Here is a 16,178-nt window from a genome sequence, read left to right on the forward strand (position 1 = left end):
TCCAGTGAATCGCCAGAATATTAATCAGCCATAACTTGTACTTAGGAAAATGGGTAAGCAGTGAAAAAACGTGAAATAAAAATATTTTCAGCAAGTATTTTGGGTATGTGCTTTGTTTTAACGGGATGTAATTTATCTGCCCCTACCTATGGTACAGGGAAACCAGCTTCGTTACAATTTTTTGAAGATGTCGCTAACATTACCTCACTAAAACCGACAAACAACAATAGTCAACTTGTTATAAAATCTCATCCAAAACTTGTAATGCCAAGCCCTGGTTCGCTTGGAGTTTTACCACTGCCGGAGCAAGATGTAGAACAAGATAGCTCTTTCAATAGAAGAGCAACATCGGAACCGCATGTTGGTGGCGATGGCAGAATTTTTGTTTTTCCTAAAAAAGTATCATCGGTTAATGGGCATGCTGATATTGATAGTTCAGAAAATATTTCACAGTTGAATGCAACGCAACGATATGAATATTTACGTCGTCAGAGAGCACAAGTTGGAAGTGCGAAGTATCGTCAGTATCTCACTGAGCCACCTTTAAATTATCGTCAACCGGCAAAAATTACACCTGTTGGTCAACAGAGTAACGATAAAACGTTTAAAAGAGCATGAAAGAAGAAGCACTTCGAAAGTTGGCCACAGTAACAAAGGGCTAGTGACCTTTTAAAGAGCGCTAATAGAAGCTAATATTGTTAAATAAAAGATCGGTGTTGTGGATGAGAATAGGGGAATCATCTTTAATACCGCTTTTGTGCAAAAAAATCTTTAAGCAATTGAGCGGCTTCTTTTTCCTTGAAACCAGAATAAACCTCAGGTCTATGATGACAGGTTGACTGCTGATAAAAACGTGGGCCGTGTTCAATAGCACCTCCTTTGGGATCGCTTATTGCGTAGTAGAGGCGCCGTATGCGTGCAAATGAAATGGCTGCGGCACACATGGCACAAGGTTCGAGCGTTACATAAAGGTCACAATCAGGAAGTCTTTCACTTTGGAATGTTTCGCAAGCCATACGGATAACGCGCATTTCTGCATGTCCTGTAGGATCGTATGCAGCTTTTATATAATTACCAGTGCGTGCAATGATTGATTGTCCGTATGTGATAACGGCGCCTACGGGAACCTCGTCTTTTTTTTCTGCCCATCGTGCTTCTAAAAGAGCTATTTCCATAGGAGTCAAAATCATAGTGTTCTTTCTACTTAAAGTGTAGAGGGCTAAAAGGCTTTCTCATAGAGATGGATGCTGTGAAGTGAATGAGCCTCTTACTCTTTTTAACGAAGGGGATGTGATTACTCTTAAAAGTGTTTAAAACCAGCTTGCAAGTAAACAGGTACATTGTGCTGCTAAAGGATAGAAAATGATAAACGATTGTGCTACTTCCTCTTTTCAGGATAATCAGTATGGTACGTATGAGTAGTTTGCTGAAGTACTGGAGTGAAAAGCAAATGAATGAAAACAGTAAGGGTGAGCGGATTGCCAAGAGATTGGCGCGTGCTGGTATTGCATCGCGTCGGGATGCAGAAATGATGATTGTTGCAGGCCGTATTGTTATTAATGATACAGTTGTGACAACACCTGCTTTTAATGTTACTCGCTCTGATGTCATTAAAGTTGATGGCAAACCTTTATCTCCTATAGAACGAACGCGGTTATGGCTTTACCACAAGCCGGCAGGACTTGTCACTACTCACCGTGATCCTGAAGGTAGGCCCACGGTATTTAACAATTTGCCGAAAGGAATGCCTCGTGTTCTTTCCGTGGGTAGACTTGACATTAATACGGAAGGACTTTTGCTGTTGACCAATGACGGTGGTTTAGCACGGGTATTAGAGCTTCCTTTAACGGGGTGGGTACGCAAGTATCGAGTTCGTGCTCATGGAAGAGTAAAACAGAGTGCGCTTGATAACCTTAAAAATGGCATTGCAATTGAAGGTATTTTCTATGGTTCGATTGAAGCATCGATTGAACGTGAACAAGGTTCAAATATATGGCTTTCTGTGGCTTTGCGTGAAGGAAAAAATCGTGAAATAAAAAATGTTCTGGGTGCATTAGGATTATCGGTTAATCGTTTAATTCGTGTATCTTATGGTCCATTTCAGCTCTCTGACTTAGAAGAAGGAGCTGTTCGTGAGTTAAAAGGTCGGATGTTACGTGATCAATTGGGTGAGCGTTTAATTATGCAAGCCAATGCAAATTTTGATGCTCCTATTCTTAAGTCATTTTCAAATTCTGTGGTTGTTGCCGAAAAACAAAACCATAAAGATCTTGCTATTACGAATGATGGCTGGATTTTTTCAAGTATTGGAGATGTACAGCGCAGACGGCGCGGTGGTTTTTCTGAGCGCAGTCGAGCACGATTGAGCACAAAGCCAGGTGAGAAATTTATGCGTCAAGAGAAGAGTGAGGGTGGAAAAGCAGAGCGATTTTTGCCTCGTTCCCGTCGTTCTAATGTTTGGATGGCACCTGGTGCACGTCCCCAGAGTATGCGTAAGAAGTCATTCTATAGTGAGGATACTCCTCATGATTATAAAAGTAATTTAGCCGGTAAGAGATCTCTTCATAGAGGCAAGGAAAAACCACAAGAAAGCCAATCATGGAAAGAAAACAGTGTTAGTTTTGATCAAAAACGTAGTAAAAAACCTTATGGTGAGCCGCGTATTGTTGGCAAGAAGAATCGTTTTTTAAAGAAAGAAGGAAAAGTTATAAAGAGTGCTCATGATGAGCGCTCTTTTGAGAATAAGCGAAGAGTCATCAAGCCATTTGACAGTCTCATGAAAAAATCTAAAGCGTATAGTGATAGTGCAAAAACAGCGAAGCGATTTGGAGGACCATGTGCGGGTCGTTGGCGGTAAATTTGCTGGGCGTGTTTTGTTTACACCTGTAGGGCAGTCGATTCGTCCAACGAGTGATCGTACGCGCGAGAGCCTTTTCAATATTTTGGCGAGCCGAGAGGAAAAATTTTGGACCAACAAACGTATTCTTGATCTTTTTGCTGGTACAGGTGCTTTAGGCATTGAGGCTCTTTCACGTGGCGCAAAAGCTGCTGTTTTTGTTGAAAATTCAGTTGAGGGGCGTGGATTGCTTCAAAAAAATATTGAAGCTTTTGAATTGCAGTCAATAGGGCGCATCTTGCGTCGTGATGCAAAAAAATTGGGTAATATTGGGACAATGCGTCCATTTGATGTTATTTTCGCTGATCCTCCTTATGGACAGTGTTTAGGTGAGTGTGCTTTTGTAGAAGCTCTGAGAGGAGAGTGGGCAAAAGCTAATACACTCTTTGTACTCGAAGAAAAGAAAGATGCAATTATTCATTTACCTGATATATTTTATCTAGATGATGAGCGTTTTTACGGTGAGACGGCAATACGTCTTTACAAACTACGATCATAGTTCAGGTATGAGAAAATTCTCTTTTTTATCCGATAGGATGAGAAAAATTATGCTGTACATCTTGTTAGATTGCACTTTTCTTATGGAGTGATTGTTTCGTGAGTGTAAGCTACGGAGCAAGAAATCGTAAAACTTTCTCTTTTCATTAAGGGCTTTATAATCACGTTAAATAAATTATTCTTTCGTGTATTTTTGATTCTCACATCGGGCTTCCGATATCTTATGCTTTAAAGTTATAGCGATTGTAATGTGAGTTAGATGGTTGGCAACAATAGAATGCATCGTTTTTAAAAACAAATGCAAGAGAGTGGTTTATTTTGGAGATTTTAGTAATCCTGAAGTCTGCTTTAACTGAATAACTATTTATGTGAGCTTCTCATTGAGGATACTTCATTATTACAAGTGTTATGACTTCTTTTTAATATTATGAATGGCTTATTAACCATTTCCAAATTTAATTTACTCATTTTCCATCTGTATTTTCAGTGGTGCGGAGAGTTCATTTTCGTTATTGGATAATTTAAAAAAAGCGATATTTCACTTAGTGTAGAAAATATTGCATACTTTGTGAAATAGTGAATATAAATGAGACATTGAATAGCTGTAATTTTTCAAGTGCACGCATGCTTTGCAGCCAAATTGGGTTTTCTTCAAGTCTGTCACAGTAAAGCTGGTGCACTTTGAGAAACATCTAAGGAAGATGAAGTCTTTATTTACTGTCTACAGTGCAAAATGGGTATTGGGCAGGTACTTCAAAAATAGAATTTCAGTGGATATTTAAAATAATCAAATTTATCCAAGTGGAGCAAGCGCTTCGTTTCGGACTTGTTCGAAGAAGGGTTATTTTTAATAAACAAGCTCAATCTGTTGCTTTAAAAGCGGTTCAAAATCTTGATTTTAATCAACCCCCTCATTGGGGGTGTTAGCGCGATGAATTTTTTTTGAAATGATAGCTTGTGATGCAGCCCGAATTTGCGAAGCAATTCGGATTCGTTAATTATTCAACTGTTTTTTCTTTTTTGATCAAGTATCTAAAGAAAATTTCTTTCAGAAACTGAACGGTTTCACTAATTAAAGCATGCTCTAAAATGATAAATTGGTATAGATTCACTGTTTGTGATGGTACTGCTGTTCAGAACTGAGCTATAAGAGGAGGGAGCATCTTAAGTTTAATAATTTCTTTTTAGCCTGAATATTATATACTTAATCTCTTAAACGGGATTTTTTGCAAAATAAAAAGAGCTCTCTCATGTTTAAATAGACATATATAGCGAAAGAATTAAAACAGAAGCAAGTGCTGAGCAAATTTTGGCCATATGGGAAAATATGGCAACATGACCTTGGGGACCACAAACTTGGATGGGTAGAACTTTCTGGTGCTTTCAAAGCAGGAGCTATTGGGCGAATAAAACCTAAAAAAGGACAGAAAGTGATTTTTACACTTGAAAAAGTTATAAAAAACGTTTGCTTTTCTGATTATGCTAAACTTCCTTTTACACGCATGACTTTTGATCATAAGTATATTCATTTTGTTGTGCTATAGGAGTTTCCATAGCCAAATAATTTCTTCTCTGGTTGCTTTTTTAAAGAGTACAATTGAAAGGCTCATCGGTGGTGAAATAAGCTCAATATCTACACCAAAAAGATTGACATGATTTCATTGGATATATCTGTTAAAAAAATGATTGTTTTCTTATGCACCTATGTTTCGTTACTGGCAAATGCCTTTGTAGCTGTCAAAAAGATTATGGACTATGGTTCTTCCAAAATTAAGTAAGTGGATACTTTTATTTGCAAATTGAATCCAGGGATAGAGATGATGTTTGAGATTCCTCTAAGAGTTTTAATTTTCTATCGCTCATTCATAATAACATGGCACTACGCATCCATTAAAAGCTAGGGAAAAGGTGTCAATGTTTAAATCAAGATCCTTTCTAGTCATTTTGGATTTGTATTTTGAGAATAGGAAGTTGATCAGGTTTTTCTTGTTTAATGATGAAGTAACTGATTCATAAGAAAAGACATGATGCTATCGTTTATATCCTATAGCACCGAGAAAGAATGCTATAATCGTAATTTATTTCCAACAGAGATAAAAGAGAGAGTTCACGCTGATGTTATTACTTACGATGGATTAAAGAAATTTATTGCAGCTGATCTTAGTAAAGTCATAAGAAAAGAAGTTATCTTTAGAATATGTCTATGGTTTGTTGCGTTCACAAGACTATTAAGTTCATGATGAGTGAGCTAATAAACATCAAAGAGGGAGTGGAGTATACTATAGTGAGAGGATTTCCTTACGCTTGTGTAGAAATTAAAGAATGCTATTAAGCGAGAAAATGAAGATTGGTTTAGTGCGTCGTGTTCGATGAGCAGAGAGTTGAGGCTATCTTCTGGTTATTGGAATGCTTAGAATTTGGATTTAGAGCTAAGCATTATTGTGTAATTTTCTACTTAGAAAAGTCAAATCGACAGAAGTTTTAAAGAGCAATGATTTTATATTAAGGGTTTTTGTTGGCAAGAAAGTAGTCAGTGTTTCTGCTAATTGAGTGGCTTATCCGTAGGAGCTGGCAGAATGTGCTGTTGCGATGGCTATTGATTTGATTATAAGCGGGTTTGGCTTGTGGAATGCACAAATGGATTGAAAAGGTTGTCAGCCAAAGAAATTTACAACATGTTGAACCTTTTCGAAAAGAAGTTAAAAGTGAAATTTTTTGATTCATTGAAATAAAAAAGTGCATGAATGCTATATAATTTTTATCGTTGAGCACACAAGGGTTACATTTTTGTATAAATTTGCCAAATTGCTGATCAATATAAATGATCAATATTTGAGGAGAGTCTATAGATGAGTGAAAAGAGCCAGATTGATCAAGCCGCTTCGTTGGTGGAATCGGCAAAATGTTCTGGGGCAGATGCTGCTGATGCTGTTATTGTTCGTTCACATTCTCTGTGTGTGTCGGTTCGCTTTGGAAAAATCGAAACGACAGAATCTTCAGAGAGCAATGATTTTACATTAAGGGTTTTTGTTGGTAAGAAAGTAGCAAGTGTTTCTGCTAATTTAGCGGCTTATCCACAGGAACTGGCAGAACGTGCTGTTGCGATGGCTAAAGCCTCTCCAGACAGTTTATTTGAAGGTTTGGCAGATAAAGAGTCTTTGATTACGCATCCTAAAGATCTTGATCTTTTTGATGATTTTGTTCCGGACAGTCATTTTTTAACAGAAGATGCTTTGAAAATGGAAGCAGCAGCCCTTGATGTTAAAGGAGTAAAAAATTCTGGTGGAGCTGCGACAGCTTATGGCTGTCGCGGATTTGTTCTTGTGACCAGTGATGGTTTTTGTGGAGACTATCGCTCTAGTTATTTTTCACGTTCTTGCAGTGCGCTTGCTGGGGAGGGTACAGGAATGGAGCGGGATTATGATTATACAACTGCCTTACATTTTTCTGATTTGGAAGCAGCAGAAATTGTAGGCAGAAATGCGGGATTAGGTGCAGTTCGACGTTTAGGAGCAGTTCGTGCTGCGACTGGGGATGTAGATGTTATTTTTGATCCGCGTACAGCTCGTGGAATTGCTGGGCATATCGCCCATATGGTGAATGGGGCATCTGTAGCTCGCAAAACAAGTCTTTTACAAAATTTTCTGGGAAGAGCAGTGATGAAGAGCGATGTGAATGTGACAGATCAACCTTTGCGATTACGTGGGAATTCTTCTCGCCCTTTCGATGGAGAGGGGGTAGAGGGGCAAACCTTGCATGTTATTGAAAATGGTATCTTAAAAAACTGGCTTCTTTCCTCATCTTCAGCACGTGAATTAGGTCTTAAAACTAATGGTCACGGTGTGCGTTCAGGGTCGTTGATTCAGCCGGCGAGTACCAATTTTGCTATTGAACCGGGTTTAGTATCACCTTCCGATATGATAAAAGATTTGCAGAGTGGTTTTTATGTTACAGAATTATTTGGGCATGGCGTTGATTTTGTTACGGGCCAATATAGTCGTGGTGCTTCCGGTTTTTGGATTGAAAATGGCGAAATCGCTTATCCAGTGAGCGAAGTAACGCTAGGTTCTGATTTGCTCCATATGTTAGCACATTTAACCCCTGCGAACGATATTGATCGGCGTTATGGTACAGCTGCTCCGACATTGTTAATTGAAGGAATGACACTTGCAGGAAAATAATATACGTCATTCTTCTGATCTAAATCTTTTGCTTAATGTTTGTCGAGATGCAGGGGATTTAGCAATGAAGTATTTTGGATGTGCGTTAGATATTTGGATCAAGGATGGCAATTCGCCAGTTAGTGAGGCAGATTTTGCGGTAGATCACTTTTTAAAGGAAAGGCTTCTCGGAGCACGCCCGAATTATGGATGGATTTCAGAAGAAACAAAAGATAATCGGGGGCAACGGGTCTATGAACGCTCCTTTGTGGTTGATCCTATTGATGGAACGCGTGGTTTTCTTTCCAGCAGTACCTATTGGTGTGTTTCGATTGCCATTATTGAGAATGGGCGTCCTATCGTAGGTGTTGTGCAGTGTCCCGCTCAAGGGGATGTTTATGCAGCTGTTACTGGTGGAGGGGCGACGTTAAATGGCATAAAACTTCCTCTTTTGGCATCTCAGGTTGATCGGAAATATAAAGTTTCGCTTGATAAATCGCTAGCTCAAAAATTGCCGAATGATTTTTGTAATCAGGTTAGCTTTTACCGTTACATTCCCTCTCTTGCTTATCGTATTGTTCTTGTTGCTCAAGGTGAAATTGATATCGTGTTGGTTCGTCCGAATTGTCATGAATGGGATATTGCTGCCGCTGATCTTATTTTGCAGGAATGCGGAGGATGTTTTTTACCGCTTGATGCATCTTTTATATCTTACGGGATTGAACCTTATCAATATGGACTTTTAGTTGCTGGTAAAAATAATTGCTGTCAAGATATGATAGATGTTGTTCGTCAAGCAAAGTTAGTTTAATCACATAAAAACGCGCTAAAATCTCTGAATGATATGGAGGCATACATGATTGAAGCCAAGGAAAAAAAACAATATTTACATCTTGTCTTTGGTGGGGAATTGAAAAATCTTAATAGTAATCAATTTAAGAATATTGATGATTTAGATGTGGTTGGTATTTTCCCTGATTACCAATCAGCTCAAGAAGCATGGCAGGCAAAAGCGCAAAGCAGTGTAGATAACGCATTACAACGTTATTACATTGTAGATTTACATCGGCTTCTTGATCTAGAAAACGATGATGCAGAGTAAAGTTTGAATATTTGGTCATCATTTTCTTGGATTAGTACGTGCAGCAAGTTTGAATTTTCTAGATTTTACATCAGGATGGGTGTGAGACAATTCAAAAAAAAGCAGTGTATTTTAAGCCTTTTTGGCGAGAAAAGCAGAATTCATCGATGAAAATGTGATTGAACAGGTTTTTATTGTGTGGGTTGTTTACGATGTTTGCTTTTTGTTTATAAGCCAAATTTGCAGTTTAAAAGTCTAGGTTATATTGGTAAAGCGCAAAGAGTGCTTATCATCCATTTGTTATCACTTTTTTGCATGAGTGGCATATCATGAGAGTTTTCTTCATTTTTAAAGTGAGAAAGTTTTTGCTATATTTTCTCATTCTTTTGGTGCAGAAATAAAGGTGCAATTTACAAAAAGGTGAGAGCTTGAAATTGTGCATGGTTCGGATGGAACGAGGTAAAACGTATCATGTTTATAAAAGGGAAGGTAGGTGTTATTAACGCTTGAAATGCTCTTAAATTCTGGAAAAAGACGGCTATGAATATGGATATCTGACATGGAAAAGCACGTAAAACTAGGGAAGGGATTATTGTATAGCCAAATCATCTTTGTGCCCTATTGTATTTTGTTTATAGACCTGTTCTACAGGAGGGAATTCTTGAAAAAATATTTGAGTAGAGCTGTATTTTTTCTTCCCTTTGGATATTCAATTCTTTCAGGGATGAGACGTTTTTTGTTCCCAAGAATGCGAGTGGTATTTCATGAGACGAAAAATGGGTGCAATGAATAAAGTTAGTAAATCATTTAATAAAAGAAGGTTGTAAATGTCTCAAAACAGGTGAATGAGGTGATTTTAAATGGTGGAACTAAAGGCACATGCAGCTCTTTTAATCTATCGGATGATCGGTTTTTGCTTACGTCCTTTGGTCCCTTTTTATTTGTTTTTTCGTGCTATCCGTGGAAAAGAAGAATGGGATCGCAAAAAAGAGCGTTTAGGCAAAAGTCATCAAGTACGTCCTCAAAGCCCACTCATTTGGTTGCATGCAGCCAGTGTGGGAGAAACACTTGCTCTTTTTCCATTGATTAATTATATTTTATCATTAAAAATCAATGTATTATTGACAACTGGGACAGTAACATCTTCTTATCTCGTGAGAAAGCATTTTGATGATCGGTTAATTCATCAATATGCTCCGTTGGATTTAGATTTAGCGGTGCGCCGTTTTATTAGTCATTGGAAGCCTGATTTAGCATTGACTTGTGAATCGGAAATTTGGCCTCTACGTATTAAAGAACTTGCCAAAATGCGCATTCCACAGATTTTGGTTAATGCTCATATGTCTGAACGTTCTTTTAAAGCTTGGCAAAAAAGACGCATTCTTGCCAGACATATTTTTAAGCATATTGACCTGGCTATTGCTCAAAATGAAAGAGATGTAGCTTACTACCGTGCGCTTGGGATAAAATCTGTTACACTTTCTGGCAATCTTAAGGCGGATGTTTTTTGGGCGGAAGATCAAGCATTGCTTGCGTATTATCGTGCTGCTATTGGCAATCGCCCTGTTTGGGCAGCTGTTTCAACTCATGAAGGAGAAGAGGAAATAGCTTTTGAGGTTCATAAGATTCTTAAAAATTATTTTCCAGATTTATTGACAATCATTGTGCCTCGTCATCCTGAACGTTCAGAAGATCTTATCAAAAAATGCGATAATAAAAGTTTGCGTTTTATTCGTAGAAGCAACAATGCTATTCCAGCTAGGGATACGGACGTTCTTTTAGGGGATACAATCGGGGAGATGGGGCTTTTTCTTCGCTTATCGAAAGTTTCTTTCATTGGTAAGTCATTATGTGGAGATGGTGGACATAATCCATTGGAGTTGGCTTTGCTTGGCTCAGCTATTTTGACGGGGCCTCATATCTCAAATTTTCAAGAGATGTTTGAACAATTTTTGACATGTGATGCAGCATGTATGGTTCAAGATACAAAACAGCTTGCTATTCAGGTTTATAGGCTGTTAACAAATGAAGCATTGCGCCAAGAAATGGTTGATAAGGCCTATGAAGTAGCAACAGATATGGCAGGTGCACTCGAGCGCACATTAAAAGCTCTTGATCCGTTTTTGCAACCCCTTGTGATCCAAACAGTTTTGAGTCAGCATCGGGGGAGATATGCTTATTAGCACACCTCATTTTTGGTGGAAAGATAAAAGTTTTTTGCGTTTTTTATTAACTCCAGTTTCGTGGGTTTATGGTTATTTTTCACATCGCTGTATGGCAAGGGAGCTCCCCGTTATTGATCTTCCTGTTTTGTGTATTGGCAATTTTACATGTGGTGGTGCGGGTAAAACCCCTGTTGTTATTGCTTTTGCTAAAGTGGCTAAAGAGCTTGGTTTTCTGCCTGGTGTTGTATCGCGTGGTTATGGTGGGGCGGTTAAGGGAGTCCATCTTATAAATGAGCAATTTGACAATGCACGCGATGTTGGAGATGAGGCACTTTTACTTGCACGACACGCTTTTGTTGCTATATCATCCAATCGTTATGCGGCGGCACAACGACTTAAGGAAGAAGGATGTAATCTTATTTTAATGGATGATGGATTTCAAAGTCGTCGTCTTTACATGGACTATGCGTTGCTTGTTGTGGATGCAATGCGTGGCTTTGGTAATGGAGCTGTTTTCCCAGCAGGCCCTTTGCGTGCACCATTAAAAACACAGTTTTCTTTGATGGATAGTGTTTTATTGATTGGTCATTCGAATGCATGTGAAAATGTAGTTTTTCTTGTTACCCGTACTGGAAAGGCTTTGCATCATGCTCACCTTAAATCATTAGCATCTGATGAGGTTATGGGAAAATCATTTTTGGCATTTGCAGGTATTGGCAATCCAAATAAATTTTTTAAATCCATTAAAGAGCTATCTGGTCATGTTGTGCAAACTTATTCTTATCCTGACCATTATTTTTTTACCGATACAGATTTAAAAAATCTTATTCAACAGGCTAAAATGAACAATTTATGGTTGGCTACAACAGCTAAGGATTATACACGTATCCAGACAAGTCATATGCAAAAAGATTTAAAAAATCTTATTGTATTTGATGTTGAAGTTGATTTTGTGCAAGAAGATTTCTGCCGTATGATCCTTGAGGAAGTTATGAGCCGTTTTAGGGAACGAAAAACTCTCTTTAATTTGCACTTTTGAATGTGAGGGTTGAATTCATAGTTTTCAATGAGTTATTTTTTCTGTGTTTTTAACAATTGGCTAAGATAAGGATTGCATTCAAGTTCGCGATGATAGGAGATTTCACAACTGGCATATGCTTCTTGGCGGTGATGATTCCAATATTTTAGATCATCTATAGGTATTTTTTGTCCGCTGACAGCACAAAGAGTATAGGTCCCATACTCTACGATTTTATATCCATTATTGGAATAATGGATTTTTGCTTCACGTTCATCATTGGAAAACATTTTTTATAATCCTTTTTTATCTTTATGAGAGATGATTTAAATAAAGTGCCATAAGATGTATTAGAAAGTCGAGAGTGAATTAAAAAATATTTCTCTTCACCAAAACGACGAGAACTTATTTTCTGCCAAAAAGCCGTTCTATATCAGCTAATTTGAGTTCAATATAAGTAGGACGGCCATGGTTACACGTGCCTGTATGGGGTGTTGCTTCTATTTGTCGTAACAGTGCATTCATTTCTTCGGCACGTAAAAGACGCCCTGACCGTATTGAGCCGTGACAGGCCATAGTTGCTGCAACACAGTCAATCATTGCTTTTAAATTGTTTGTCGTATCATATTCAGCTGCTTCGTCTGCAAGATCTTTAATGAGGGCTTGTACGTTGACCTCCCCTAACATGGAAGGTGTTTCGCGTACAACAATTGCACCAGGTCCAAAAGGTTCTATTCCTAAGCCAAATTTTTGCAGAGCATCTTTATGCGTTAAAAGGCACGTTGCATCTTCTTCAGAAAGTTCTACAATTTCAGGGATAAGCAACAATTGTGAAGGAAGTGGTTTGGAATAAAGTGCATCCTTGAGTGCTTCATAAACCAGCCTTTCATGAGCAGCATGCTGATCAACAATGATTAAACTGTCTTGGGTTTGAGCGATAATATAGTTTTTATGGATTTGTGCTCTTGCAGCTCCCAGTGGATAATGTAATTCTTCCGATGAAGGTGTTGTGTTTGCAGTGCAAATATCACCACTTGGCATATCTAAGCACTCCATAAGTGGAACAGCTTCCTCTCTTAAATTGGCAAATTTTGTAGCGTCTAGTGGTTTGTGAAGTGGTGATGCGGCTGCTGATGCAAGATTATGGTGTTGTGAGCTAAAAGTCTGGTGAGTACTCTTAAAAGTTTCCAATGGTTGTGATGTTTGAAATGCGGACAGCATTGCTTCAGAGCACGTTGAAGTCGGACGAACACCTATTTGATGTAATGCTTCATGAATTGCTCCGACAATTAAACCGCGAATTAACCCTGGATCACGGAATCGTACATCGGCTTTAGTTGGATGCACGTTAACATCCACATCAGCGGGTGGCAGGTCAATAAAAAGGATAGATACAGGATAACGATCCCGAGCCATGACGTCAGCATAGGCTCCTCGGATTGTCCCCCAGAGAAATTTATCGCGCACTGGGCGTCTATTAACATAAGCAAACTGATGAAGGCTATTACTACGGTTGAAAGATGGCAAACAAGCAAAACCAGTTAAACGGATTGATTCACGCTCAGCATTAAGTGCAATGCTGTTGGGAGCAAATTCTTTTCCCATAATCTGTGTAATACGTTGTAATTGTCCTTGGGTATTATTTGCCGTAGCAGGGAGTTCCATGGAAGTTCGGTCTAGACCAGAAAGAGAAAAGCGGATATGCGGAAAAGCGATAGCAATGCGTTTAATCATATCGCTAATGGCATTTGTTTCAGCACGATCAGTTTTCATAAATTTTAGTCGTGCTGGAGTGACAAAGAAGAGATCACGAACTTCAACGATTGTGCCAGGATTAGCGGCAGCCGGTTTTGGTCCTATAATTCTTCCTGCTGTGACGATAATTTCAGTAGCATTCTCAGCCTCTTGCGTTCGTGAGGTTAATTTAAGTTTAGCAACAGAACCAATAGAGGGTAAAGCTTCTCCTCGAAAACCAAGGAAATAGATATTGTGCACATCATCAGTAATTTTTGATGTACAATGACGAGAAATTGCTAAAGTTAATTGATCTGCAGGAATACCGCAGCCATTGTCACTTACCTTTATAAAGCTTTTTCCACCATTTGCTGTAACAATTTCGATTCGTGTTGCTCCAGCATCAATGGCATTTTCAACAAGCTCTTTGACAACATTTGCCGGACGTTCAATGACTTCACCTGCGGCAATTTGATTAATAATATTTTCGCTGAGATGGCGTATAATCATAATAAATTCTGAAAAGATTCGTGCGCACTCGATGAAGTTTTAACTCATGATAACATCATTTGCTCAACATTCAAGGATAAGAAAGTTGAAAAGGTATCATCCGCAGGATAACTTTTTATTCAGTTTTAAACAGTGTTTTACCAACCACTGTTTCATTGTTTGTGGGATTCTAGTATTGATTCTGGAAGCAAATTGACTGGCACAACAGAGGGGAATAATCTTTATCGTCCTAAAAAAAATTTCGCCAATCAATCATTTGGTGCAAAAAAGAAGCAAAGTAAAGATGGAAGGCAAGGCATATGGCGCGTATAAGCGGTATTTTGGCAGATAGTGATATACAGGCTTTAATTGATAATGGCATTCTTAAGGCTCTTTGGCCATTTGATGCAGCCCAAATACAACCCGCAAGTCTTGATCTGCGTTTAGGCGACAAAGCCTACCGTATACGTGCTTCCTTTATGCCGGGGGCTAATATAAAAGTTTTGGATAAGCTCGTACGGTTAAAGTTGCATGAATTTGATTTGCGAGACGGAGCAGTCTTGGAAACAGGCTGTGTTTATATTGTTCCTCTTTTAGAAAGTTTGGCTTTACCCAAAAATTTGTCTGCAGTTGCTAATCCTAAGAGTTCTACAGGACGATTAGATATTTTTACACGTGTAATTACCGATAATGCTCAGGAGTTTGATAAAATTTGTGCAGGTTATCACGGTCCACTTTATCTCGAGATTAGTCCACGTACATTTCCAATTTTGGTGCGTACCGGCTCACATTTATCTCAGCTTCGGTTTCGCAAAGGTCAAAGTTATTTAAGTGAAATTGAGCTGCACGCTTTGCATAAGGAGGAAACCCTGATATCGGATGATTTTCCTAATATTAGTGATGGTGGTATTGGGCTTTCCATTAATTTAAAAGGCAATGAAAACCAGCTGGTGGGTTATCGTGGTAAACGTCATACAAGTGTTATTGATATTGACAAGCGCGCTGTTGCTCACGTTTTAGATTTTTGGGAACCTCTTTTTGACCGTGGTCAAAGGGAACTGGTGCTTGATCCTGATGAGTTTTATATTTTAGTTTCACGAGAATCTGTCCATGTTCCACCGCTTTATGCAGCGGAGATGACTCCTTTTGATCCCTTAGTTGGTGAATTTAGGGTGCATTATGCAGGTTTTTTTGATCCAGGCTTCGGGCATATGGAGGCAGGTGGAAAAGGGGCTAGGGCAGTTTTAGAAGTGCGCAGCCATGAAGTTCCATTTATCTTGGAGCATGGTCAAATTGTTGGCCGTTTAGTTTATGAGCACCTGCTTAATCGACCATTAGCACTTTATGGGCATGATGCTGGATCACATTATCAAGCGCAGGGATTAAAGTTGTCTAAGCATTTTAAATAAGTTTGAAAATGCTGACTTTTATAAAGTCTGTGTAGAAAGTATCTCAATTGAAAGAAACTTTTAGCTTTTCACGAATAGGATAGACTCTTAGTTTGTTAATTTTTCAGATATACATCATCGTTTGACACTGTTCACTCGATTCCAGAGAGTTTAGAGGATGATATCGTGCATTTTGTCCCCTATAAAATGTCATGAAAGGGTGAATAGATCGATTTTCAACGATAGGTGCAGTTATAAGCTTTTTCAAAAAAATCGAAAAGTTCTTCAATTTAGCATTATTTGTAGATTTTTTAAATCTGTTTCATTTCTGATTTAAATGCCATTTGGGTGATTTTATCGATTAACTTCCTTTGTGTGTCATCAATTTATAGTATGATCAGAAAATTGCTCAACAAAAGGTGTAATTTCTCTGTTTCTATCTGCTGGTGTTTAAAATTCTCTGAAATGCTCTACGTAAAATATAAGAGCGTGCTTTGATAAATTTTGATGAGTAGGAAATTTGCAAGGGGGATGTCTTATTTTGAAAAAATTTCCGGATGCATTCAACAGTGTGTTTATTAACGGCCTTTTTGAACTTTATAGCAGATTGGGGAATACGCAAGAGTTGGCAATACTCTTAACAATTGTATTATGAGACATCTTTTTAGAAGGATATCGGTTTAAAATGGAAGAAATGACTAAAACTAAAGCCAATGCTTCTCGGAAGGCATTGGCTACAAAGATTGTTA

13 protein-coding genes are annotated in these 16,178 nt (G+C 38.4%); 10 read left to right on the forward strand and 3 right to left on the reverse strand.

What is annotated here, in order from left to right:
- The first annotated feature begins 60 nt into the window (after positions 1-60).
- On the forward strand, positions 61-618 hold the full coding sequence (locus MF1_RS01215) for a hypothetical protein (protein WP_161510283.1): 558 nt from the start codon (positions 61-63) through the stop codon (positions 616-618).
- Between the two features lie 125 nt (positions 619-743).
- Here MF1_RS01215 and MF1_RS01220 read toward each other — a convergent pair whose 3' ends face one another.
- Positions 744-1,190: a nucleoside deaminase gene (locus MF1_RS01220; RefSeq protein WP_014923767.1), complete on the reverse strand. Its 447-nt coding sequence runs from the start codon at positions 1,188-1,190 to the stop codon at positions 744-746.
- 260 nt (positions 1,191-1,450) lie between these two features.
- Here MF1_RS01220 and MF1_RS01225 point away from each other — a divergent pair, with 260 nt between their 5' ends.
- The 8 genes from MF1_RS01225 (at position 1,451) to lpxK (ending at position 11,839) form a co-directional block, all read left to right on the forward strand.
- Positions 1,451-2,857, forward strand: a complete 1,407-nt coding sequence (locus MF1_RS01225; protein WP_161510284.1) for a pseudouridine synthase — start codon at positions 1,451-1,453, stop codon at positions 2,855-2,857.
- Positions 2,838-3,395 (forward strand): 16S rRNA (guanine(966)-N(2))-methyltransferase RsmD, encoded by a 558-nt coding sequence (gene rsmD, locus MF1_RS01230; RefSeq protein ID WP_161510285.1) that lies wholly within the window; start codon positions 2,838-2,840, stop codon positions 3,393-3,395. Before MF1_RS01225 ends, rsmD begins: the two co-directional genes overlap by 20 nt.
- 1,294 nt (positions 3,396-4,689) lie before the next feature.
- Complete coding sequence (locus MF1_RS01235) at positions 4,690-4,938, forward strand: SRPBCC family protein (protein ID WP_014923771.1); 249 nt, start codon at positions 4,690-4,692, stop codon at positions 4,936-4,938.
- 1,305 nt (positions 4,939-6,243) lie between these two features.
- Positions 6,244-7,575, forward strand: a complete 1,332-nt coding sequence (locus tag MF1_RS01240) for a TldD/PmbA family protein (protein WP_161510286.1) — start codon at positions 6,244-6,246, stop codon at positions 7,573-7,575.
- Positions 7,562-8,365, forward strand: coding sequence for a 3'(2'),5'-bisphosphate nucleotidase CysQ (locus tag MF1_RS01245; protein ID WP_042995294.1), 804 nt, complete (start codon positions 7,562-7,564; stop codon positions 8,363-8,365). Before MF1_RS01240 ends, MF1_RS01245 begins: the two co-directional genes overlap by 14 nt.
- A gap of 45 nt (positions 8,366-8,410) precedes the next feature.
- Positions 8,411-8,656 (forward strand): DUF4170 domain-containing protein, encoded by a 246-nt coding sequence (locus tag MF1_RS01250; RefSeq protein ID WP_011179065.1) that lies wholly within the window; start codon positions 8,411-8,413, stop codon positions 8,654-8,656.
- Positions 8,657-9,495: 839 nt separating this feature from the next.
- Positions 9,496-10,818 (forward strand): lipid IV(A) 3-deoxy-D-manno-octulosonic acid transferase, encoded by a 1,323-nt coding sequence (gene waaA, locus MF1_RS01255; protein ID WP_161510287.1) that lies wholly within the window; start codon positions 9,496-9,498, stop codon positions 10,816-10,818.
- On the forward strand, positions 10,808-11,839 hold the full coding sequence (lpxK, locus tag MF1_RS01260) for a tetraacyldisaccharide 4'-kinase (RefSeq protein ID WP_161510288.1): 1,032 nt from the start codon (positions 10,808-10,810) through the stop codon (positions 11,837-11,839). The genes waaA and lpxK overlap by 11 nt, the downstream gene beginning before the upstream one ends.
- Before the next feature lie 32 nt (positions 11,840-11,871).
- On the opposite strand, the gene MF1_RS01265 is transcribed toward lpxK, so the two are convergent.
- The gene (locus MF1_RS01265) at positions 11,872-12,108 is read right to left on the reverse strand and encodes a DUF2093 domain-containing protein (protein WP_014923776.1); all 237 of its coding nucleotides are present in this window, start codon (positions 12,106-12,108) and stop codon (positions 11,872-11,874) included.
- Positions 12,109-12,223: 115 nt separating this feature from the next.
- The gene (gene mutL / locus MF1_RS01270) at positions 12,224-14,062 is read right to left on the reverse strand and encodes a DNA mismatch repair endonuclease MutL (RefSeq protein WP_014923777.1); all 1,839 of its coding nucleotides are present in this window, start codon (positions 14,060-14,062) and stop codon (positions 12,224-12,226) included.
- Between the two features lie 299 nt (positions 14,063-14,361).
- On the opposite strand from mutL, the gene MF1_RS01275 reads away from it, so the two are divergent.
- Positions 14,362-15,450, forward strand: coding sequence for a 2'-deoxycytidine 5'-triphosphate deaminase (locus MF1_RS01275; protein WP_161510289.1), 1,089 nt, complete (start codon positions 14,362-14,364; stop codon positions 15,448-15,450).
- The last annotated feature ends 728 nt before the right edge of the window (positions 15,451-16,178 follow it).

Origin of the sequence: Bartonella quintana (assembly GCF_009936175.1) — a bacterium.
Lineage (GTDB): Bacteria > Pseudomonadota > Alphaproteobacteria > Rhizobiales > Rhizobiaceae > Bartonella > Bartonella quintana.

Coding starts and splice junctions, on each gene's coding strand:
- MF1_RS01220 (WP_014923767.1), bottom strand. CDS start 1,190: ATGATTTTGACTCCTATGGAAATAGCTCTTTTAGAAGCACGATGGGCA.
- MF1_RS01225 (WP_161510284.1), top strand. CDS start 1,451: ATGAATGAAAACAGTAAGGGTGAGCGGATTGCCAAGAGATTGGCGCGT.
- MF1_RS01240 (WP_161510286.1), top strand. CDS start 6,244: ATGAGTGAAAAGAGCCAGATTGATCAAGCCGCTTCGTTGGTGGAATCG.
- MF1_RS01250 (WP_011179065.1), top strand. CDS start 8,411: ATGATTGAAGCCAAGGAAAAAAAACAATATTTACATCTTGTCTTTGGT.
- waaA (WP_161510287.1), top strand. CDS start 9,496: ATGGTGGAACTAAAGGCACATGCAGCTCTTTTAATCTATCGGATGATC.
- lpxK (WP_161510288.1), top strand. CDS start 10,808: ATGCTTATTAGCACACCTCATTTTTGGTGGAAAGATAAAAGTTTTTTG.
- MF1_RS01265 (WP_014923776.1), bottom strand. CDS start 12,108: ATGTTTTCCAATGATGAACGTGAAGCAAAAATCCATTATTCCAATAAT.
- mutL (WP_014923777.1), bottom strand. CDS start 14,062: ATGATTATACGCCATCTCAGCGAAAATATTATTAATCAAATTGCCGCA.
- MF1_RS01275 (WP_161510289.1), top strand. CDS start 14,362: ATGGCGCGTATAAGCGGTATTTTGGCAGATAGTGATATACAGGCTTTA.